Raw genomic sequence first — 20,091 nt, forward strand, 5'->3', positions numbered from 1 at the left:
GGTTAGAGAGCGTCGTAATCGCCGTCGCGATAGCCGACCAGGATGTCATCGCCCTTGTCGAGCAGCGGGCGTTTGATCAGTGTCGGGTTGGCCAGCATCAGCTCGCGGGCCTTGTTGGCGTCGACGTCCTGCTTGTCGTCGTCGGGCAGCTGGCGCCAGGTAGTGCTGCGGGTATTGAGCAGCGTCTTGACGGCAACCGACTCGAGAAAGTGTTCGAGCAGGGCGGCAGAGACACCGTCAGCGCGCAGATCATGCACCTGGTAGGGGTGTCCGCTTGCGTCCAGTGCCTTTTGCGCCTTGCGGCAGGTGTCGCAGTTCTTGATCACATAGAGCGTCAGCATGGCCTGTCCTCGAAGTGGGGCGTCGTGGTGGCAGCGACGTCAGCCGCTGGCCAGCAGGTGTCGAATGCGTTCTGCTGCCTCGCAGGTGGCGGTAAGCTCATCGACCAGAGCCAGGCGCAGGCGTCCACTGCCGGGATTGCTGCCATCGGCACCGATCCGGCCCATATAGCTGCCGGGTAGCACGCTGACATGCGCTTCAGCATACAGGCGCCGGGTCAGTGCCTCATCGTCACCGTCGGGCACTGCTGGCCACAGATAAAAGCTGGCTTCTGGAGTAGGAAAGTCGACCACCGACGAGAGAATCTCCGTGACCGCCGCGAACTTGGCGCGATAGGCGTCGCGATTGTCTCGCACGTGGGTTTCGTCGGCCCAGGCGGCGATGGACGCATGCTGAATCGGCAGGGCCATGGCGCAGCCGTGGTAGGTGCGGTAGCGACGGAAGCGAGCGATCAGATCGGCATCACCGGCAACGAAACCCGAACGCAGTCCCGGCAAGTTCGAGCGCTTCGACAGGGAGTGGAAGACCAGGCAACGTTGATAGTCGTGGCGCCCCATGGCGGCGGCAGCTTCGAGCAGGCCCGGAGGTGGCGCCTGTTCGTCCAGATACAGCTCCGAGTAGCACTCGTCCGAGGCGATGATGAAATCGTGTTCGTCGGCCAGGCGGATCAGCTGCTGAAAATCCTCGAGGGGCGTTACGGCGCCGGTGGGGTTGCCCGGTGAGCAGATGAACACCATTTGAACGTCGCGCCAGGTGTCGGCATCGATGGCGGACAGGTCTGGCCGGAAGCCGTTGTCAGCACGGCAGTCCAGATAGAGCGGCTGGCCGCCGGCCAGCAAGGTGGCGCCTTCATAGATCTGGTAGAACGGGTTGGGCACCACCACACGCGCCGGACGTGAGCGGTCCAGGCAGGCCTGGACGAAGGCGAAGATGGCTTCCCGCGTGCCATTGACCGGTAATACCTGGCGCTCGGCATCCAGGCCTTGCAGAGCAAAGCGGCGGCTGGCCCAGGCGGCGATGGCCTGGCGCAATGGTGGCAGACCAGCGATCGCGGGGTAGCGCGCGAATTCCCCCTGATGGCGCACCAGGGCGTCCAGTGCCGCCTGGTAGGGCGGATGCTGGGGTTCGCCGATGGTCAGCGGCCTGTGGCTCAGGTGCGCCGGTGGCGTCAGGTCGGCCTTCAGCGCCGCCAGGCGCTCGAAGGGATACGGTTGCAAGGCATCGAGATCAGGGTTCATGAGGTCCTGGCGCGCCCTTGGGGCGTCGTTGTCATCGCGGGAATGGGGCTGTCGGCGATTATAGGGAAGCGTCGGGCCCGCCTCAAATGCACGGGCGCCGACGGCTCCCCGTCGTTACACGCTGAGCACTTCGATCAGTCGCTCGCGCAGCGCCTGCTGGCGCTGCGGGTCGGTGATCGGGAGGCCGGCGCGGTCGGTGACGTAGAACACGTCTTCGACGCGCTCGCCCAGGGTCGCGATCTTGGCCGCCGACAGTGTGATGCCCTGCTCCATGAAGATGCTGCCGACCCGGGCCAGCAGGCCTGGACGGTCAGGGGCAGTAAGCTCCAGCAAGGTGCGTTCACCGTTGGGGTCCTGTTCAATGGCGACCTGGGTGGCGACCTTGAAATGCTTGAGCTGGCGCGGTGTATGGCGTGTCACGATGGTGGGGTAGTCGTCCGGATCATCCAGTTCCTCGACCAGATGGCGGCGAATCTCCTCCAGGCGCACGGCGTCGCGAATCGGCTGGTCGTGATCGTCGAGCACGATGAAGGTATTCAGCGTCCAATCATTGAGCGAGGTGGCGATGCGGGCGTCGTGGATCGACAGACCAAGTTGCTCCATTGCCGCGGCGGTGGCGGCGAACAGGTCATCCACGGAGCGGGTATGGATGAACACCTTGGTGCCGCCTTCGGGCATATCGTCGGTGGGGGCATTGATCAGGATCAGCGGCATGTCGCTGCCGGCGTGGTCGAGCATGCCCTGGGTCTGCCAGACCACTTCGCTCGGCGCGTACTGCAGAAAGAAGTCTTCTCCCAGAGAGCGCCACAGGGCATCTACCCGCGCCATGTCGGCGCCGATGGTCGCCAGTAGCGAGTGGGCTTCTTCACGGGTTTCGCGCACCCAGTCGTCACGCTCCAGCGGGTTCTCGAGTCCGCGACGCAAGGCGCGCCGTGTTTCGGCGTGCAGTTGGCGCATCAGCGACGCGCGCCAGCCATTCCACAGCGTCGGATTGGTGGCGGTGATATCGGCGACGGTGAGAATGTACAGGTAGTCCAGGCGCGTCTCATCGACCACCGTGGCGGCGAAGTCACGTATCACTTCGGGGTCGGTGATGTCCCGCTTCTGGGCCACCATCGACATCAGCAGGTGATGCTCCACCAGCCAGCTGACCAGGCGGGTGTCGCGCTGGCTGAGTCCGTGTCGCTCAGCGAAGACCTCGACCTCGCGCGCTCCGATCAGCGAATGGTCACCGCCGCGGCCCTTGCCGATGTCGTGAAACAGTCCGGCAATCCACAGGATGTCCATCTTGGGCACCTGGTGGATCAGGGTGGCCGCGACGGGAAATTCCTTCTTGGACTCCGGCTTGCGGAATCCATGCAGGCATTTCAGCAGGCGCAGAGTGTGGGCATCTACCGTGTAGATGTGGAACAGGTCGTGCTGCATCAGGCCGACCGCCTGGCCAAAGGCCGGCAGATACTTGCCCAGCACGCCATAGCGGTTCATGCGACGGAGCTGGCGCGCGACATTGCCGGAAGAGCGCAACAGCGCCATGAACAGCGCCTGGTGGCGAGGGTCGTCGCGGTAGCGATCGTCCATCAGGTGTCGATGGTCGCGGATCAGGCGAATGGTATCGGCGCGCACGCCCTCAATTTCAGGATGTTCTGCCATCAGGTAGAACAGCTCGAGCAGGGCCGAGGGTTGGTCCCGAAACAGGGTGCGCGAGCGTACCTGGATGTAGCCACCGGCGACTTCAAAGCGCTCGTTGAGCGGGGTGACCGCAATCGGCTCGTCGGGGCGCAGGATCTGCTCGTCGAAGTGCTGCAGCAGCATGTCATTGAGCCCAGCCAGGGCGGTGACATGACGGTAATAGCGCTTCATGAACTGCTCCACCGCCAGACGCTCAGGGTTGTCGCGATAGCCAAACAGCTCGGCGATGGTGTTCTGATGGTCAAACAGCAGGCGGTCTTCGGCGCGCCCGGTGAGCATGTGCAGGGCGTAGCGAACCTGCCACAGGAACGCCTGGCCCTGGCTCAGGATGCGGTGTTCGGCGTCGTTCATGAAGCCTTTGGCCACCACATCCTCGTAGGACTCGGTATCGAAATGGCGCTTGGCGACCCAGCCGATCATCTGGATATCGCGAAGCCCACCGGGTGAGCTCTTGATGTTCGGTTCCAGATGATACTCGGAGTTGTTGAAACGATAGTGGCGGGCGATCTGTTCCTGCCACTTGGCTTCGAAGAAGCGATCCGCCGGCCACATGTGCTCCGCCGCCAGCCGCTCACGCATGGCCTGGCGCAGCGCCTCCCGCCCTGCAATGGTGCGAGATTCCAGCAGGTTGGTGATGACGGTGACGTCGGCTTCGGCCTCGCGCGCGCAGTCGTTGAGCGAGCGCACGCTATGGCCGATTTCCAGGCCGATGTCCCACAGAAAGGTGATAAACGAGGTCAACGCTTCCCGATAAGGGGTGTCGTCATCGTCTTTCAGCAGGAACATCAGGTCGATATCGGAATGCGGATGCAGTTCGCCGCGGCCGTAGCCGCCCACGGCGAGCAGGGCAACCCCGTCGTCCAGTCCCGTCTGGCGTGACCAGGCCAGGGCCAGCAGCTGGTCGAGGCACCAGGCCCGCCCGCGAACCAGGTCACGGATGTCTGCGCCTCCCAGGAAGCGCTCATCGAGACGGGCCTGAATCTCCTTTAGCGCCCCCTTGAACGGAGCGATGGGAGAACGTTGGCCGTCGAGCTGGCGAGCAAAGTCGTCGACGTCGAACAGCTCGAATTCCGGTGCGAAGCGGTAGTGGTGCAGCAGCATGGGCTCTCAGCGCTCGAGGAAGGACAGGTCTTCATCCGAGCGAGCGGTCAGCACCTCGACCCCGGTCTCGGTCACCAGCAGGGTGTGCTCCCACTGGGCAGTCAGTCCCTTGTCCTTGGTGACCGCCGTCCAGCCATCGCGCAGCACCTTGGTGCGATGGTCGCCGACGTTGATCATTGGCTCGATGGTAAAGCACATGCCGGCCGCCAGTTCGATGTCGGCTTCCGGGGCGTAGCCATCGTAGTGCAGTACCTGGGGATCCTCATGAAAGCCGGCGCCGATGCCGTGGCCGCAGAAGTCCCGAACGACGGAGTAGCCGTTGGCCTGGGCATGGCTTTCAATGGCGCGGGCGAGCTCGGACAGCCGCACCCCGGGGCGTACCAGCGCCATGCTGCGGTACAGGCACTCCTGGGTGACGCGACACAGGCGCTCGCCCTGAATGGTGTCACCGATGATGAACATGACGCTGGAGTCGCCGTGATAGCCATCGGCAGTCTTCACGGTGATGTCCATGTTCATGATGTCGCCCTTCTTCAGCTTCTTGCTGTCGTCGGGGATGCCGTGGCAGACCACATGGTTGATCGAGGTGCAGATGGACTTGGGAAAGCCATGATAGTTGAGCGGGGCAGGGGTCGAGCCGAGCTCATTGACGATGTAGTCGTGGCACAGCTTGTCCAGGTGGCCGGTGCTGACACCAGCGACGACGTGAGGGGTGATCATCTCCAGCACGCTGGCCGCCTGGCGGCCGGCTTCGCGCATTTTTTCGATTTCGTCGGGCGTCTTGATGGGTACGTTCATGGAATCTCGATCTGTGTGGGGTCGCCATGGGGAAGGAGGCTGCGGCTGACACAGCGCAGAATGGCCGTATGCGGGTGTCGATGCGGCGGCGTCGAGCGCGCGAGACGCTGGGCGACTTCAATTCGAAAGTCATCCATGGTATAAAGCTGCGCGCTTTCCTGCAATCGCCGTTCCCTGCATGGGTGTGTCGATCACGGAGCGGGTGAGATAAGGAAGGGTTACGATCCTTCGCTCCCTGCCTGCGACGCCCTCGCCAGGCGGCGCGTTACGGGAAGGCGGCAAACAGAAGAGGCTTTCACAGTGGAAGCCTCGAGCCTTGAAAACACACATGCACCGACACATGGTCCCGGGTGCCTGAGGGAAACCTCTGGTCGGATCCATGGGGTGCATGGAGGCCTAACCCGATTTTTCAGGAGTCATCCATGGCACACGTCAATATGCGTGACCTGCTCAAGGCAGGCGCACACTTCGGTCACCAGACACGTTACTGGAACCCGAAGATGGGCAAGTTCATCTTCGGCGCTCGTAACAAGATTCACATCATCAACCTCGAGCATACCCTTCCGGCGCTCAACGAGGCGATCGATGTGGTCGAGAAGATGGCCTCTGCCAACAACAAGATCATGTTCGTCGGTACCAAGCGTAGCGCGAGCAAGATCATCAAGGAAGAAGCCAACCGCGTTGGTCAGCCGTTCGTCAACCACCGCTGGCTCGGTGGCATGCTGACGAACTACAAGACCATTCGTCAGTCCATCAAGCGTCTGCGCGAACTCGAGACCATGCACGAAGATGGTACTTTCGAGAAGCTGACCAAGAAAGAAGTCCTGATGGCGACTCGCGAGCAAGAGAAGCTCGAGCGCTCCATCGGCGGTATCAAGGAAATGGGCGGCCTGCCGGACGCACTTTTCGTGATCGACGTCGACCACGAGCGTATCGCTATCAACGAAGCGAACAAGCTGGGCATCCCGGTCATCGGCGTGGTTGACACCAACTCCGATCCGGACGGCGTCGACTACGTGATCCCGGGCAACGATGACTCCATCCGCGCCATCCAGATCTACGTCAAGGCCATCGCCGATGCCTGCGGTCGTGCAAAGGAAGGTCGCCCCGATGAGTTCGTCGAAGTGACCGACAGCGAAGGCGATGCCGCCGCTGCTGCCGAGTAAGCTTCGGCCCGCCTGGGCCAGCTGATCGCGCAAGCGATCCACGCCGGACAGGCGCAAAGGGGGCCGAGGCCCCCTTTTCTCTACTCTGGCCCGCGGTCAAGCCGAGGGCCTCTCCGACACCCAGGTCGAACCATTTAGAGGTGAATACCATGGCAGCTATCAGCGCCTCCCAGGTCAAGGAACTGCGCGAGCGTACCGGGCTCGGCATGATGGAGTGCAAGAAGGCACTCACCGAAGCCGGCGGTGACATCGAGCAGGCCATTGAGGATCTGCGCAAGAACTCTGGTCTCAAGGCCGCCAAGAAAGCGGGTCGTACCGCTGCTGAAGGCGTTGTCGTGACTCGCGTGTCCGAGGACGGCAGCTACGGCGTGATGGTCGAGATCAACTCCGAGACCGACTTCGTTGCTCGTGACGACAATTTCAAGGCGTTTGCCGACAAGGTGGCGGATACCTTCTTCGCTGCCAAGAGCGAAGACGTCGCCGCTGTGACCGCTGGCGAGCTGGAAACTGCTCGTGAGCAGCTGGTCCAGAAAATCGGCGAGAACATCGGCGTGCGTCGCGCTGTGGTCGTCGATGCGGCTGACGGCAACCTGGTGGGTGCCTATGTGCACGGTGGCCGCATCGGCGTGCTGACCGAGCTCAAGGGTGGCACTCAGGAAGCCGCCAAGGATGTGTCCATGCACGTGGCTGCGATCAACCCGGCCGTTGCTCGTCCTGAGAACATGCCTCAGGAAGCGCTCGACCAGGAAAAGGCCATCATCCTGGCGCAGCCGGATATGGCGGGCAAGCCCGAGCAGATCGCCGAGAAGATGGTGCAGGGCCGCCTGAAGAAGTACCTGGCCGAGAACAGCCTGACCGAGCAGCCCTTCGTCAAGGATCCGAACCAGAGCGTGGCCGAGTTCGTCAAGGCCGCCGGTGGTGAAGTGATCGGCTTCACTCGCTTCGAAGTGGGCGAGGGCATCGAGAAGGAAGAGGTCGACTTCGCCAAGGAAGTCATGGAACAGGCCAAGCGTAGCTAAAGGGATGTGTTTCCCGAGGCCCAAGGTTCCATACTGTGCTAGCACAGTGTAAAGATGGCGTGCGCGAAAGCGCACGCCTTCGTGTATGCGTCAGCGGTGAGCGTACGGCCTGACCGACCGTCACTCGACCCATCCAGTCCCCAGTGGAGAAATGCCATGAGTAGCGCCGATTCTTCCCCCCAGTCCAAGCTCGACAAGCCCCGTGCCGATGTGTCGAAGTACAAGCGCATCCTGCTGAAGCTGTCAGGTGAGGCGTTGACCGGGGATGCCGAGTTCGGGATCGATCCCAAGGTGCTTGATCGCATGGCCCTCGAGATTGGGCAGCTGGTAGGCATCGGCGTCCAGGTAGGCATCGTGATCGGCGGTGGCAACCTGTTCCGTGGTGCCGCCCTGCATGAAGCCGGTATGGAGCGTGTCACCGGTGACCACATGGGCATGCTGGCGACGGTGATGAACGCCCTGGCCATGCGCGATGCGCTTGAGCGTTCCAACATTCGCTCGCGGGTCATGTCGGCGATTCCCATGAGTGGGGTAGTGGAGCACTACGACCGACGCACGGCGATTCGTTACCTGACGTCCGGCGATGTCGTGCTGTTCTCCGCCGGTACCGGTAACCCGTTCTTTACCACCGATTCCGCTGCGTGTCTGCGCGGCATCGAGATCGATGCCGACGTGGTGGTCAAGGCAACCAAGGTAGATGGTGTCTACGACAAGGATCCGGTCAAGTTCGACGATGCCGTCAAGTATGACCAACTGTCCTATGACGACGCCCTCGAACAGAAGCTCGGGGTGATGGATTTGACCGCGATTTGTCTGGTGCGTGACCATGACATGCCGGTTCGGGTCTTCAACATGAACAAGCCTGGCGCCCTGCTCAACCTGGTAGTGGGTGGCAAGGAAGGCACGCTGATCGACAGAGGGTGAGATCGTGATCAACGACATCAAGAAAGACACAGAAACGAGAATGCAGAAGACCATCGAGTCGCTGCATCATAACCTGAACAAGATTCGTACCGGCCGCGCGCATCCCAGCATTCTGGATGCCGTCCAGGTCGAATACTACGGCTCCATGATGCCGCTGAACCAGGTGGCGTCGGTCAACGTCGAGGACGCCCGCACGCTGACCGTCGTGCCCTGGGAGCAAAGCATGGTGCCCAAGGTCGAGAAGGCGATCATGACCTCTGACCTTGGCCTCAATCCGGCGTCTGCCGGCAACGTGATCCGCGTGCCGATGCCGATGCTCACCGAGGAGACGCGCAAGGGCTACATCAAGCAGGCGCGTCAGGAAGCGGAGAACGCGCGTGTCGCGATCCGCAACGTCCGTCGTGATGCCAACAACGACATCAAGGCGCTGCTCAAGGACAAGGAAATTTCCGAGGACGAAGAGCGTCAGGGCGAGGATGAGGTGCAGAAGATCACCGATCGCTTCATCGCCGAAATCGACAAGACCTTGGCGGCCAAGGAAGAAGACCTGATGCAGGTCTGATCCGGCGCTGCTCCGGGGCTGCCGCGACGGCAGGCCCGGGGTGCCGCTGCACTGGGCGTGCGCTATCGTGGTGCATGTGACCAGTGGCCGAGGTTGCTTTGTCGGCCATCGCCTTGGCCGATGGCCGACAAATGAACCGATTGTCTTGCTGCCAGGATGCGGTGAGGCTGGATTCAAACGTCATGCGAGACCCCATGAAGTCAACGCCGTCTCCCGAACTTCGCCCGCTGCCGCCCTCTGCGAGTCTGCCTCGTCACGTGGCCGTGATCATGGATGGCAATAACCGTTGGGCCAAGGCGCGCGGTTTATCCGGTGTGCGCGGGCATCACGCGGGTGTCGAAGCCGTGAGAGCGGTGATTCGTCGTGCCGCCGAGAGACGTATCGAGACGCTGACGCTGTTTGCTTTCTCCAGTGAGAACTGGAAACGTCCCGCCGCTGAAGTGAACGCGCTGATGGAACTGTTCCTGATGGCGCTCAAGCGCGAGGTCAAGAAGCTCCACGAGCACGATATCCGTCTGTCGGTGATCGGTGATACCTCGGGGTTCTCGTCGGCGATCCAGAAGCGGATTGAAGATGCCGAGCGGTTGACGCAGGGCAATCAGGGTTTGCGCCTGGTCATTGCCGCCAACTATGGCGGTCAGTGGGACATCGCCAGCGGTGCGCGGCGGCTGGCCGAGCGCGTCGCGCGGGGTGAGCTCAAGGCGGATGCCATCGACGAAGACACCCTGGCACAGGAGCTGTGCTTGAGTGACGCGGCGCCAGTCGATCTGTGCATTCGTACCAGCGGCGAGCGCCGTATCTCCAACTTTCTGCTGTGGCAACTGGCCTATGCGGAGCTGTACTTCACGCCCGTGCTCTGGCCCGACTTCGATGGCGAGGCCTTCGACGACGCGCTGGAGGACTTCTGCCAGCGCAAGCGCCGCTTCGGCATGACTGACGAACAGCTAGAGGCCCAGGGTGCTTAGACAGCGAATCATTACGGCGGTCTGGCTGGCGCCGTTGGCGCTGGCAGGCTTGTTTGGACTGGAAGGGGGCGCCTTCGCGCTGTTCACCGGCGCCATCGTGGTGCTGGCGGGCTGGGAGTGGGCCAACCTGGCAGGCCTGGATCGGGGAGTGAGGCGTTGGCTAGCCCCGGCGGCGCTGGCCGGGATCATGCTGGTGATGTGGCTAACCGGTCAGTCTCACGCCCTGTGGCCCTTGGTGATAGGCGCCGTTGGCTGGTCGATCAATCTGTGGTGGGTGCTGGGGCATCCTGAGCGCACGCCGCAGTGGTCGTCGACCTGCATGCGCCTGGCCATGGGCGGCTGGGTATTGCTGCCCACCTGGGTCGGCTTCAACCTGCTGCGGGAGAGCGGCGCCGCCTGGCTACTGTTCGTGCTGCTGCTGGTGTGGGGAGCCGATATCGGTGCTTACTTCGTTGGCCGCGCCTTTGGCCGTCGCAAGCTGGCGCCCAGCGTCAGCCCAGGCAAGTCCTGGGAAGGCGTATACGGTGGCATGGCCGTCACTGCCTGTCTGGCGGTGGTGTTTGCCCTGTGGCAGGCGCTATCGCTGTCCGCCGCCATCACGCTGGTGCTGCTGACACTGGCCGTGACCCTGATCTCGGTGCTTGGGGATCTGCTCGAGAGCATGCTCAAGCGCCATCGCGGGATCAAGGACTCGAGTGCCCTGTTGCCCGGGCATGGCGGCGTGCTTGATCGCATCGACAGCCTGACGGCTGCGATTCCCGTCTTCGCACTTTTCTTTACCTGGCTGGTGGCGTCATGACAGATCCTAAGCGCTCTGACGCACAGGCGGTAAAGGGGGTGACTGTGCTGGGAGCCACCGGCTCTATCGGCACCAGTACCCTCGACGTCATCGCACGGCATCCCGACCGCTATCGCGTCCACGCCCTGACGGCACACCGGTCCCGCGAGGCGCTGCTGGAGCAGTGCCTGTCTCACCGCCCCGAGGTGGCCGTGCTGGGCGGTGCAGCCGATGCCGAATGGCTGGCACTGAAGCTCCGGGAGTCTGGCCTTGCCACCGAGGTACGCCACGGTGATCAGGCATTGGCGGAGGTCGCCAGTGCGCCGGAAGCCGAGGTGGTCATGGCGGCCATCGTGGGCGCCGCCGGACTGTTGCCTACGCTGGCTGCGGTGCGGGCGGGCAAGCGCGTGCTGCTGGCCAACAAGGAAGCGTTGGTCATGTCGGGGGCGCTGTTCATGCAGGCCGTCGAGGAGAGCGGCGCGGCGCTGTTGCCGATCGATTCCGAGCACAATGCCATTTTTCAGTGTCTGCCCGGTGAACACCGTGGAGGGTTGGCGCAGCATGGGGTCACCCAGCTGCTGCTGACCGCTTCGGGCGGTCCCTTTCGCGGTTACTCCTCCGAGCAGCTGGCCCATGTCACCCCCGACCAGGCCTGTGCGCACCCCAACTGGTCGATGGGCCGCAAGATTTCCGTAGACAGTGCCACCCTGATGAACAAGGGGCTCGAGCTGATCGAGGCCTGCTGGCTGTTCGATGCTCGGCCTGAGCAGATTCAGGTGGTGGTACACCCGCAGAGCGTGATTCATTCCATGGCGGCCTACAGCGATGGGTCGGTGCTGGCACAGCTTGGCAATCCGGACATGCGCACGCCCATCGCCTACGGCTTGGCGTGGCCCGAGCGGATCGATGCCGGTGTGCAGCCGCTGGATCTGTTCGCGGTGGCTCGTCTGGACTTCGAGCCGGCCGACGAAACGGCGTTTCCCTGCCTGCGTCTGGCTCGCGAGGCGATGGCGGCAGGGGGGCTGCAGCCTGCCGTACTCAACGCCGCCAACGAAATCGCGGTGGAGGCCTTCCTGGATCGGCGCCTGAGCTTCAATGCCATTGCCGCGCTGGTGCAGGACGTCAGAGAGGGCCACTTCGATGGCCGCGCTGATGATCTGGAGGCGGTGCTGGCCGCCGACCGCCAGGCCCGGCGTCATGCGCTGGCCTGGCTGGAGGCACGCCGCTGATGCGTTGTTTAGTGGAACCTTTCTCATTCTCTGCTGCCGGAACAACGACGGCGCTGGCGCCGACGCACGCGACATTGCCAAGGAGACGTAGGTGGGCCTGATTCAGAATATTCTGGCCGTGCTGGTGGTGCTCGGCTTGTTGGTCACCTTCCATGAGTTCGGTCACTTCTGGGTGGCGCGCCGCTGTGGCGTGAAGGTGTTGCGTTTCTCGGTAGGTTTCGGCAAGCCCTTGTGGTCGCGAGTGGACCGCCATGGCACCGAGTTCGCGATCGCCGCCATTCCATTGGGCGGCTACGTCAAGATGCTCGACGAGCGTGAGGGCAATGTCCCGGCTGACCAGCTGGATCAGGCCTTCAATCGCAAGTCGGTATGGGCGCGTATTGCGATTGTCGCAGCGGGTCCGCTGGCCAACTTCCTGTTGGCGCTAGTGGCCTATTGGGCGCTGTTTGTGGCGGGTACCACGACGGTCGTGCCGGTAGTGGGCGAGGTGACGCCGCAGTCTCCGGCGGCCGAGGCGGGGCTGGAGCAGGGCATGGAAGTCACCGCCGTCCGCGGTGAGCCGGTTCGCTCCTGGGACGACATCAACTTGAAGCTGGTGGCTGCCATTGGCGCCAGCGGCAGCCTGGACATCGAGACACGGGCGGAGGGCAGCAGCGTTGCCCGGACCTACCCGGTCGAGGTGGACAACTGGCTGGTGGGGCAGGACCCACCGGAGCCGCTGGGAACGCTGGGTATCCGGCCGTGGCGCCCGGACATGCCGGCAGTGATCGGCCAACTGGTCGAGAATGAGCCAGCGGTACAGGCGGGGCTGCAGCCCGGTGACCGGGTGGTGGCGATTGATGGCGAGCCGGTGGCGGACTGGCCGGACCTGGTACAGCGCGTCCGGGCGCGTCCCGGCGAGGCCATGGAGCTCGACGTGCAGCGAGGCGATGCCTCTGTCACGCTAAGCCTGACCCCGCGCGGGAACCGTCTCGATGATGGTAGCGAGATCGGCTATATCGGTGCCGGCGTTGCACCGGTAGACTGGCCCCAGAAGTATCAGCGAGATATCCGCTACGGACCTCTGGAGGCCGTGGGGCAAGCCGCATCGCGCACCGCCGAAATGACAGTGTTGACCTTCGACGCGGTGCGCAAGATGCTGGTGGGCCTGATTTCACCGACCAACCTGTCGGGCCCGATCACGATTGCGCGCATCGCGGGCGATACGGCTCGCTCGGGTCTAGAGAGCTTCGTCAACTTCACGGCGTACCTGTCGATCAGCCTGGGGGTGCTCAATCTGCTGCCCATCCCGGTGCTCGACGGTGGCCATCTGCTGTACTACCTGATCGAGGCGGTGCGCGGACGGCCTGTCTCCGAGCGCACCCAGGCGGTCGGACTGAAGGTGGGTCTAGCGCTGGTCGGAACGCTGATGATCATGGCCCTGTACTTTGATGTGATGCGGCTCTGGTAGGGCGGCAGACCATCAGCAAGGCCCGAGTGTCGGGAGACGCCGCAGTCGTCACCAGGGGTGGTGGCGGCGAGTGACGGGAGACGGTGCCCCTTTTTTGAGACGCCGCTGTCAACTTGTCAGTAAGGCGGAGAAATGTATAAGGTGCCTGTCTGGACAGGTACGCTGACTCAACGCGAGCGAATTGACTGCATGAAAATCAAGACCATCGGATTGGCGACACTCTTGACCGCCTGTGCCCAGGTGGCGCACGCGGATTCCTTTACCGTGTCGGACATTCGTGTGGAGGGCCTTCAACGGGTCTCCGCTGCATCCGTCTTCAATGCGTTTCCCGTCAACGCTCGCGACCAGGTGGATGACCGCGAGCTGGCCGACGCCGCGCGCCAGCTGTTTGCCACTGGGCTGTTCGAAGATATCGAGCTTGCTCGTGAGGGCGATGTGCTGATCATCCAGGTCGAGGAACGTCCGACCATTTCAGCCCTCAATATCGAAGGCAACTCACAGATCACCGATGAAGATCTGCGCAACGGCCTGAAGCAGGCCGGGATCAGTGAAGGCCAGGTGCTGCAGCTGTCGACCATCGACGAGATGAAGCGTGAGCTGGAGGGGCTGTACCAGTCCCAGGGCCGCTACAGCGCCCGCATTGATACTGAGGTGACGCCGGTCGGCCAAGGCCGGGTGCGCGTCGATATCAATATCAATGAAGGTGCCGTTGCCAAGATTCGCCAGATCAACATCGTGGGCAACGAGGCCTTTTCCGACGATATCCTGCTCGATGAGTTCGAGCTTGAGGATGATCCCGGCCTGTTCTTTGGCTGGTTCTCCGCCGACGAATATTCCCGGGAAGCCCTGGCGGGTGACCTGGAGCGCCTGCGCTCCTACTATCTCGACCGCGGTTACGTGAATTTCGAGATTACCTCGAGCCAGGTGTCCATTAGTCCTGACAAGTCCCGGATCTTCATCACCATCAATGTCGATGAAGGCAACCGCTATCGGGTCGGAGATATCAACTTCGTCGGCGACCTGAAGGTAGCCGAGGCAGAAGCCCGCGATCTGCTGCAGTTCCAGTCCGGTGACGTGTTCTCCCGCAGCAAGGTCATTGCGTCCTCTGAAGCCATGCGCTCGCGCCTTGGGGCAGAAGGTTTTGCCTTCGCCGAGGTCGACGGCATCCCGGAAGTACGCAGTGACGGCGAAACCGTCGACTTGAGCTTCCAGGTCGCCCCCGGACGTCGCGCCTATGTGCGTCGTATCCAGTTTGTCGGCAACACCACGACCAAGGACGAGGTGCTGCGCCGCGAGATGATCCAGGCGGAAAGCGCGCCGGCGTCGACCGAGGCCATTTCCCAATCGCGTCAGCGCCTGGAACGTCTTGGCTTCTTCAAGCAGGTCGAGGTGCAGACGGAGCCGGTGCCGGGCGAAAGCGACCAGCTCGATGTCACCTACAACGTCGAAGAGCAGCCTTCTGGCTCGCTCTCGGCAAGCCTTGGTTTCTCTCAGAGTGCCGGCGTCATCTACGGCGCCTCGCTGTCCCAGAACAACTTCCTGGGTAGCGGCAATCGGGTCAATATCGGTGCCCAGAAGAGTGATACCTACACCAGCATCAACTTTGGTTTCACTGACCCCTACTGGACGCTTGACGGTATCTCTCGCGGCTACAATTTCTACTACCGCGCGACCGACTACGAAGATTCCGATATCTCCACCTACTCCACCGATGCGCTGGGGGCAGGCATCAACTTCGGCTATCCGATCAACGAGCTGACGCGCATGAACTTTGGCGCCAACATCGAGAAGCTCGAGATCGACACCTATGATGACACGCCGTCGGAAATCAAGCGCTACGTGCTGGATGAAGGTGATGACGCCAACACCCTGTCGGTCACCGGTAGCTGGACCCGTAACGATCTGAACCGGGGCATCATGCCCACCGCCGGTAACTACCAGCGCCTGTCGCTGGAGCTGGGTGTGCCCGGCAGCGACGCCGAGTACTACAAGGCCCGTGCCCAGGCCAAGCAGTTCTTCCCGTTCAACGAGGAAGAAACTTGGTCACTCAAGTTCAGCGGACAGGTGGGTTACGCCGACGCGCTCAACTCGAGCGACCCCTATCCGTTCTACGAGAACTTCCTGGCCGGTGGTCTTGGCTCGGTACGTGGTTTCACCGACAACACCCTGGGTCAGCTGACCACCGAGCGTGAAGATGGTGATGACGAGACGCTGGGCGGTAACGTGCTGATCGAGGGCAGCATGGAACTGATCTTCCCGATGCCTTTCGTCGAAGACAAGCGTTCGGTGCAGCCGTCGCTGTTCATCGATGCCGGTAACACCTTCCTGACCGAGTGCTATGACGTACTGTCTGAAGACGAAGGTCGCCAGAAGTGTGATTCCGGAGTGGAGTTCGGTGATATTCGCTACAGCGCGGGTGTTGGCGTGTCCTGGCTGACGCCGGTCGGGCCGCTGACCTTCAGTATCGCTGAACCGCTTAATGACAAGGACGAGGATGACACCCAGGTGTTCCAGTTCTCGCTCGGTCAGACGTTCTGATGTCAGTGAGTGGACTGCGCCGTTGCCTGGCAGTCATCGTGGCGTGTGCCGCCCTGCCATGGCAGGCGGCGCAGGCCTCGGGAGTCGCGGTGCTGGATTGGCAGCAAGCGCTGCTGGACACCCGCATGGCCCAAGGTGCCATGCAGTCCCTCCAGCAGCAGGTGGGGCCGTGGCAGCAAGAGGCTGAAGTGCTTCGCCTGGAGCTGGAAGGGTTGGCCGATGAGCTTGCCCAGCAGGGGCAGCAGCCGAACCCCGCCAGCGTCCAGGAGTTTCAACAGAAGGGACAGCGATTCGATCGGCTAAGGCGTGATATCCTCAACGCTCGCCAGGAAACCGAACAGCGTTTGATAAGTCGCCTTGAAGGTCGTGTCGACGAGGCGGTGGCGCAGGTCATTGATCGCCACGATGTGGACGTGCTGGTCACGCCGGATGGCGTGCTGCACAGCAGCCGCGATCTGCCCGACCTGACCGCAGAGGTGACTCGGTTGCTGGACACGCCCTGACAGCGCGTGACCAGCGCTTCCTTTCTCGAATTTTGTCGTTACCGCATCACGGTCATTCATGAAATCATCACGCACCCAGCCAAGCCTTTCCGAGATCGCCAGCCAACTGGGCGCGCGCCTGCACGGCGATGGCGATCAGCGCGTGCGAGGGCTGGCGACGCTCAAGGATGCCGGGCCTGACCAGGTCAGCTTTCTCGCCAACCGGGCCTACCTCAAGGACCTTCCCTCTACACGTGCCGCTGCCGTATTGCTGCACCCTGATCATCTAGAAGCCTGTCCAGTGCCCGCACTGGTGCTGGACAATCCCTATCTGGGGTACGCCGAGCTCTCCAGGTTGCTCGATCCCCTGGTCGGCGCTCATCGCCCGGGTGTGCATCATAGTGCCGTGGTGGCCGACGATGCGGTACTGGGTGAAGATGTGTGCATCGGCCCCAATGCGGTAGTCGAATCCGGCGTGAAGCTGGGCGACCGCGTTGTCGTAGGTCCCGGCTGCGTGATCGGAAGCGACAGCCAGATCGACGATGACGGTTTCCTGCATGCCAATGTCACGCTGTATCACGGGGTGGTCATCGGCAAGCGGGTGATCTTGCACAGTGGCTGCGTGATTGGCGGCGACGGCTTCGGCTTTGCCCACGATGGAAGTGGCTGGCGCAAGATTGCCCAGCTGGGTGGTGCGGTGCTGGGCGATGATGTCGAGGTCGGCAGCTGTTCCAGCATTGATCGCGGTGCACTCGGTGACACCGTGATCGGTAACGACGTCAAGATCGATAGCCAGGTGCAGATCGCGCACAACGTGCAGATCGGTGATCACAGCGCCCTGGCCGGCTGCGTCGGCATTGCGGGTTCCACTCGGGTGGGACGCCACTGCATGCTGGGAGGCGGGGTGGGCTTGTCCGGGCACCTGACCATCAGTGACGGCGTGCAGGTCACTGGCATGAGCCTGGTCACCAATTCGATTCTTGAGCCGGGAGTCTACTCCTCCGGCACCGGTGCCATGGAAAATAGCCAGTGGCGCCGCAATGCCGTGCGCTTCAAGCAGCTCGACAGTATCGCCAAGCGCGTCAGTCGCCTGGAGAAGCGGGATTCCAGCGATACTTGAGGGGGTGGTTCAGGTCGGTATAATCCACCGCCTATTGTCGGCTCGGCGCGCAAGCCCGACGCCGCTCGTGTCCTTCTCGGAGAAGGGCTCTTGTCATTTTAGAGGTCGCTACGATGGTTATGGACATCAACGAGATTCGCGAATATCTGCCCCACCGCTATCCTTTCTTGCTGGTGGATCGGGTCACGGAATTGACCCACGGCGAGACCATCGTTGCCTACAAGAATGTCAGCATCAACGAGCCGTTCTTCAATGGTCACTTCCCGCACCATCCCATCATGCCGGGGGTGCTGGTGGTCGAGGCGCTGGCCCAGGCCTGCGGCATTCTTGGCTTCAAGACGGTCAATAAGCTGCCCGCCGACGGCTACGTGTACTACCTCGTCGGTAGCGATAACGTGCGCTTCAAGCGTCCGGTCATGCCTGGTGATACCCTGCAGCTGCGTGCCGAGGTCGAGCGGGCCAAGCGCGGCATCTGGAAGTTCAAGTGCCGTGCCACCGTGGAAGGTGAGCTGGCCTGTGAAGCCGACATCATCTGCGCCGAGAGGAAGATCGCTTGATACATCCGTCCGCCATCGTAGATCCCGGCGCCCGCCTGGCCGACGATGTCGAGGTTGGGCCCTTCAGCGTGATTGGTCCCGACGTCGAGATTGGCGAAGGCACCGTGATTGGTCCCCATGTCGTGGTGCAGGGGCCGACGGTCCTTGGCAAGCGCAATCGCATCTTTCAGTTTGCGTCTGTCGGCGAGGCTTGCCAGGACAAGAAGTACAACGGAGAACCGACGCGCCTGGTGATGGGCGATGACAACGTTGTCCGTGAGGGTGTCACCCTGCACCGCGGCACCGTGCAGGATCGCAGCGAGACCACCATCGGTTCGCGCAATCTGTTCATGGCCTATGTCCATGTCGGGCATGACTGCATCATCGGCGATGACTGTATTCTGGCCAACCAGGTGACCCTGGCCGGACATGTGCAGTTGGGCGATTTTGCCATTATCGGCGGTCTGTCGGCGATCCATCAGTTCTGCCGCTTTGGTTCCCATGCCATGGCCGGGGGAGGCTCGATCATCACCAAGGACACACCCGACTTCGTGATGATCAACGGCAACCCTGCTCAGGCCCATGGTCTCAATGTGGTCGGCCTCAAGCGGCGTGGCTTTGCCAGTGAGGCGATCCGCGCGCTCAACGAGTCCTACAAGCTGGTCTACCGGCAGGGACTGACCGTCGAGCAAGCGGTGGCCGAGATTCGCCAGCGGTTCTCGCTGGCGGAAACCGACGCCTTCGTGGCCTCCATCGAGGCGTCTACCCGGGGCATTATCCGCTGATGAACGGCGGCCTTGCCTGACCATCCGGTGAGGCCGCTGCCCCCGGGACACTCCATCGCTGATCCGGGGAGCCCCCATGACCCACGTCGTTCGCCAAGCCGAGAGTGACGCCGTCCCTGTCCGCCGTGTCTACCTGGTCGCCGGAGAATTGTCTGGCGACATTCTTGGCGCGGGATTGATGCGCGCGCTCAAGGCGCGACATCCTGGCGTCGAGTTTCGTGGGCTTGGCGGGCCACGCATGCTGGCCGAGGGCCTGGCGTCACTGTATCCCCTGGAAACCCTGTCGGTCATGGGCCTGGTCGAGGTGCTCAAGCACCTGCCCGAGCTGGTGCGTGTGCGTCGCCATCTGCGCCGCGACGCGCTGGCATGGCAGCCTGACATCATGGTGGGCATCGATGCGCCTGACTTCAATCTGGGGCTCGAGCGACAGCTGCGCGAGGCGGGTATCACCACGGCTCATTACGTCAGTCCGTCGGTATGGGCCTGGCGCCAGGGGCGGGTCAAGGGCATTGCCCGCTCGGTGGATGCCATGCTGACCTTCTTGCCGTTCGAGGCAGCCTTCTACGTCAAACATCGCGTGCCGGTGGCCTTCGTCGGCCACCCGCTGGCAGACGAGCTGCCGCTGGTGAACGATCGGCAGTCTGCCCGCAGGGCGTTTGGGCTCGAGCCGGACGAAGAAGTACTGGCGCTGCTGCCAGGTTCCAGGCGCAATGAACTGCGTTTCATGGCGGCGACCTTTGTGGAGGCCGCACAGCGACTGGTGGAAACGCGTGAGCGCCTGCGGGTGGTGATTCCGGCTGCCACGCCCGAGCGTCGCCAGGAGCTCGAGGTTCTGCTGCAACAGCGGCCGGCGCTTCGCGATCGCGTCATGCTGCTGGACGGTCAGGCCCGCGAAGCCATGGTGGCCAGCGACCTGGTTCTGCTCGCCTCGGGTACGGCGGCGCTGGAAGCCATGCTGTGTCACCGGCCGATGCTGGTGGGCTATCGCATGGCGCCGATGACGCATCGGATTGCTCGCTGGATGGTCAAGACCCCGTGGATCTCGCTGCCGAACCTGATCGCCCAGGAGTCGCTGGTGCCTGAACTGATTCAGGACGAGGCCAGTGCCGAAGCGATTGCCCGGCAGCTGGAGGCCATGTTGTCGGATCCCCAGGGGCGTAGCGCGCTCGAGACGCGCTTCGCGGCGATGCATGAAGGCCTGCAGCGTGATGCCAGCCGTCGCGCGGCGGAGGCCATCGAAGCGCTGGTGGCAGGTCGGCCGTTGCCACCGAGTGTGGCCCCGGAGTGTACGCAGGAGGTGGCGGACCCGGACAGTGCCGGGAGCGACGCTGGCGCTTCTTACAAGACCGCCGCAGGTGCCTCTAATAAGACC

17 protein-coding genes and 1 pseudogene are annotated in these 20,091 nt (G+C 62.8%); 14 read left to right on the plus strand and 4 right to left on the minus strand.

Annotation, left to right across the window (positions count from 1 at the left end):
• Positions 1 to 2: 2 nt before the first annotated feature.
• From KUV72_RS00080 to map, 4 genes are all read right to left on the minus strand, one after another.
• Positions 3 to 341, minus strand: a complete 339-nt coding sequence (locus KUV72_RS00080) for an arsenate reductase (protein WP_206940329.1) — start codon at positions 339 to 341, stop codon at positions 3 to 5.
• A 39-nt stretch (positions 342 to 380) separates the two neighbouring features.
• Positions 381 to 1,577, minus strand: coding sequence for a succinyldiaminopimelate transaminase (dapC, locus tag KUV72_RS00085; protein ID WP_222237047.1), 1,197 nt, complete (start codon positions 1,575 to 1,577; stop codon positions 381 to 383).
• Between the two features lie 114 nt (positions 1,578 to 1,691).
• Positions 1,692 to 4,367 carry a [protein-PII] uridylyltransferase gene (locus KUV72_RS00090; protein WP_206940325.1) on the minus strand — a complete coding sequence of 892 codons (2,676 nt, stop codon included), beginning with the start codon at positions 4,365 to 4,367 and terminating at the stop codon, positions 1,692 to 1,694.
• Between the two features lie 6 nt (positions 4,368 to 4,373).
• Complete coding sequence (gene map, locus KUV72_RS00095; RefSeq protein WP_206940323.1) at positions 4,374 to 5,165, minus strand: type I methionyl aminopeptidase; 792 nt, start codon at positions 5,163 to 5,165, stop codon at positions 4,374 to 4,376.
• A gap of 422 nt (positions 5,166 to 5,587) precedes the next feature.
• Between map and rpsB the strand changes: the two genes are divergently transcribed.
• The 14 genes and pseudogenes from rpsB to lpxB all read left to right on the plus strand — a co-directional run.
• Positions 5,588 to 6,331, plus strand: coding sequence for a 30S ribosomal protein S2 (gene rpsB, locus KUV72_RS00100; RefSeq protein ID WP_206940321.1), 744 nt, complete (start codon positions 5,588 to 5,590; stop codon positions 6,329 to 6,331).
• A 149-nt stretch (positions 6,332 to 6,480) separates the two neighbouring features.
• A complete protein-coding gene (gene tsf, locus KUV72_RS00105) occupies positions 6,481 to 7,350 on the plus strand; it encodes a translation elongation factor Ts (RefSeq protein WP_206940319.1) in 870 nt (289 codons plus the stop codon).
• A gap of 156 nt (positions 7,351 to 7,506) precedes the next feature.
• Positions 7,507 to 8,274, plus strand: coding sequence for a UMP kinase (gene pyrH, locus KUV72_RS00110; protein ID WP_206940318.1), 768 nt, complete (start codon positions 7,507 to 7,509; stop codon positions 8,272 to 8,274).
• A gap of 4 nt (positions 8,275 to 8,278) precedes the next feature.
• On the plus strand, positions 8,279 to 8,836 hold the full coding sequence (gene frr, locus KUV72_RS00115; protein ID WP_206940317.1) for a ribosome recycling factor: 558 nt from the start codon (positions 8,279 to 8,281) through the stop codon (positions 8,834 to 8,836).
• 194 nt (positions 8,837 to 9,030) lie between these two features.
• Entirely contained in the window at positions 9,031 to 9,801 is a 771-nt protein-coding gene (gene uppS / locus KUV72_RS00120; protein WP_261317312.1) for a polyprenyl diphosphate synthase, read from the plus strand.
• Entirely contained in the window at positions 9,794 to 10,600 is an 807-nt protein-coding gene (locus tag KUV72_RS00125; RefSeq protein WP_222237049.1) for a phosphatidate cytidylyltransferase, read from the plus strand. The genes uppS and KUV72_RS00125 overlap by 8 nt, the downstream gene beginning before the upstream one ends.
• Entirely contained in the window at positions 10,597 to 11,808 is a 1,212-nt protein-coding gene (gene ispC / locus KUV72_RS00130; protein WP_222237050.1) for a 1-deoxy-D-xylulose-5-phosphate reductoisomerase, read from the plus strand. The genes KUV72_RS00125 and ispC overlap by 4 nt, the downstream gene beginning before the upstream one ends.
• Before the next feature lie 91 nt (positions 11,809 to 11,899).
• Entirely contained in the window at positions 11,900 to 13,258 is a 1,359-nt protein-coding gene (gene rseP / locus KUV72_RS00135) for an RIP metalloprotease RseP (RefSeq protein WP_222237051.1), read from the plus strand.
• A 189-nt stretch (positions 13,259 to 13,447) separates the two neighbouring features.
• Positions 13,448 to 15,796, plus strand: a complete 2,349-nt coding sequence (bamA, locus tag KUV72_RS00140; RefSeq protein ID WP_206940312.1) for an outer membrane protein assembly factor BamA — start codon at positions 13,448 to 13,450, stop codon at positions 15,794 to 15,796.
• Positions 15,796 to 16,299 (plus strand): OmpH family outer membrane protein, encoded by a 504-nt coding sequence (locus KUV72_RS00145; RefSeq protein WP_206940311.1) that lies wholly within the window; start codon positions 15,796 to 15,798, stop codon positions 16,297 to 16,299. The genes bamA and KUV72_RS00145 overlap by 1 nt, the downstream gene beginning before the upstream one ends.
• Positions 16,300 to 16,357: 58 nt before the next feature.
• Positions 16,358 to 17,398 (plus strand): UDP-3-O-(3-hydroxymyristoyl)glucosamine N-acyltransferase, encoded by a 1,041-nt coding sequence (gene lpxD, locus KUV72_RS00150; protein WP_222161565.1) that lies wholly within the window; start codon positions 16,358 to 16,360, stop codon positions 17,396 to 17,398.
• Positions 17,399 to 17,511: 113 nt separating this feature from the next.
• A complete protein-coding gene (gene fabZ / locus KUV72_RS00155) occupies positions 17,512 to 17,955 on the plus strand; it encodes a 3-hydroxyacyl-ACP dehydratase FabZ (protein ID WP_206940307.1) in 444 nt (147 codons plus the stop codon).
• Positions 17,952 to 18,719 carry an acyl-ACP--UDP-N-acetylglucosamine O-acyltransferase gene (gene lpxA, locus KUV72_RS00160; protein ID WP_206940305.1) on the plus strand — a complete coding sequence of 256 codons (768 nt, stop codon included), beginning with the start codon at positions 17,952 to 17,954 and terminating at the stop codon, positions 18,717 to 18,719. The genes fabZ and lpxA overlap by 4 nt, the downstream gene beginning before the upstream one ends.
• 76 nt (positions 18,720 to 18,795) lie before the next feature.
• Positions 18,796 to 19,986: pseudogene (lpxB, locus tag KUV72_RS00165) on the plus strand (lipid-A-disaccharide synthase); the annotation flags it as partial.
• Positions 19,987 to 20,091 lie beyond the last annotated feature (105 nt).

It is taken from the genome of Halomonas sp. DP4Y7-1 (genome assembly GCF_019800705.1).
GTDB classification, from domain to species: Bacteria; Pseudomonadota; Gammaproteobacteria; order Pseudomonadales; family Halomonadaceae; genus Halomonas; species Halomonas litopenaei_A.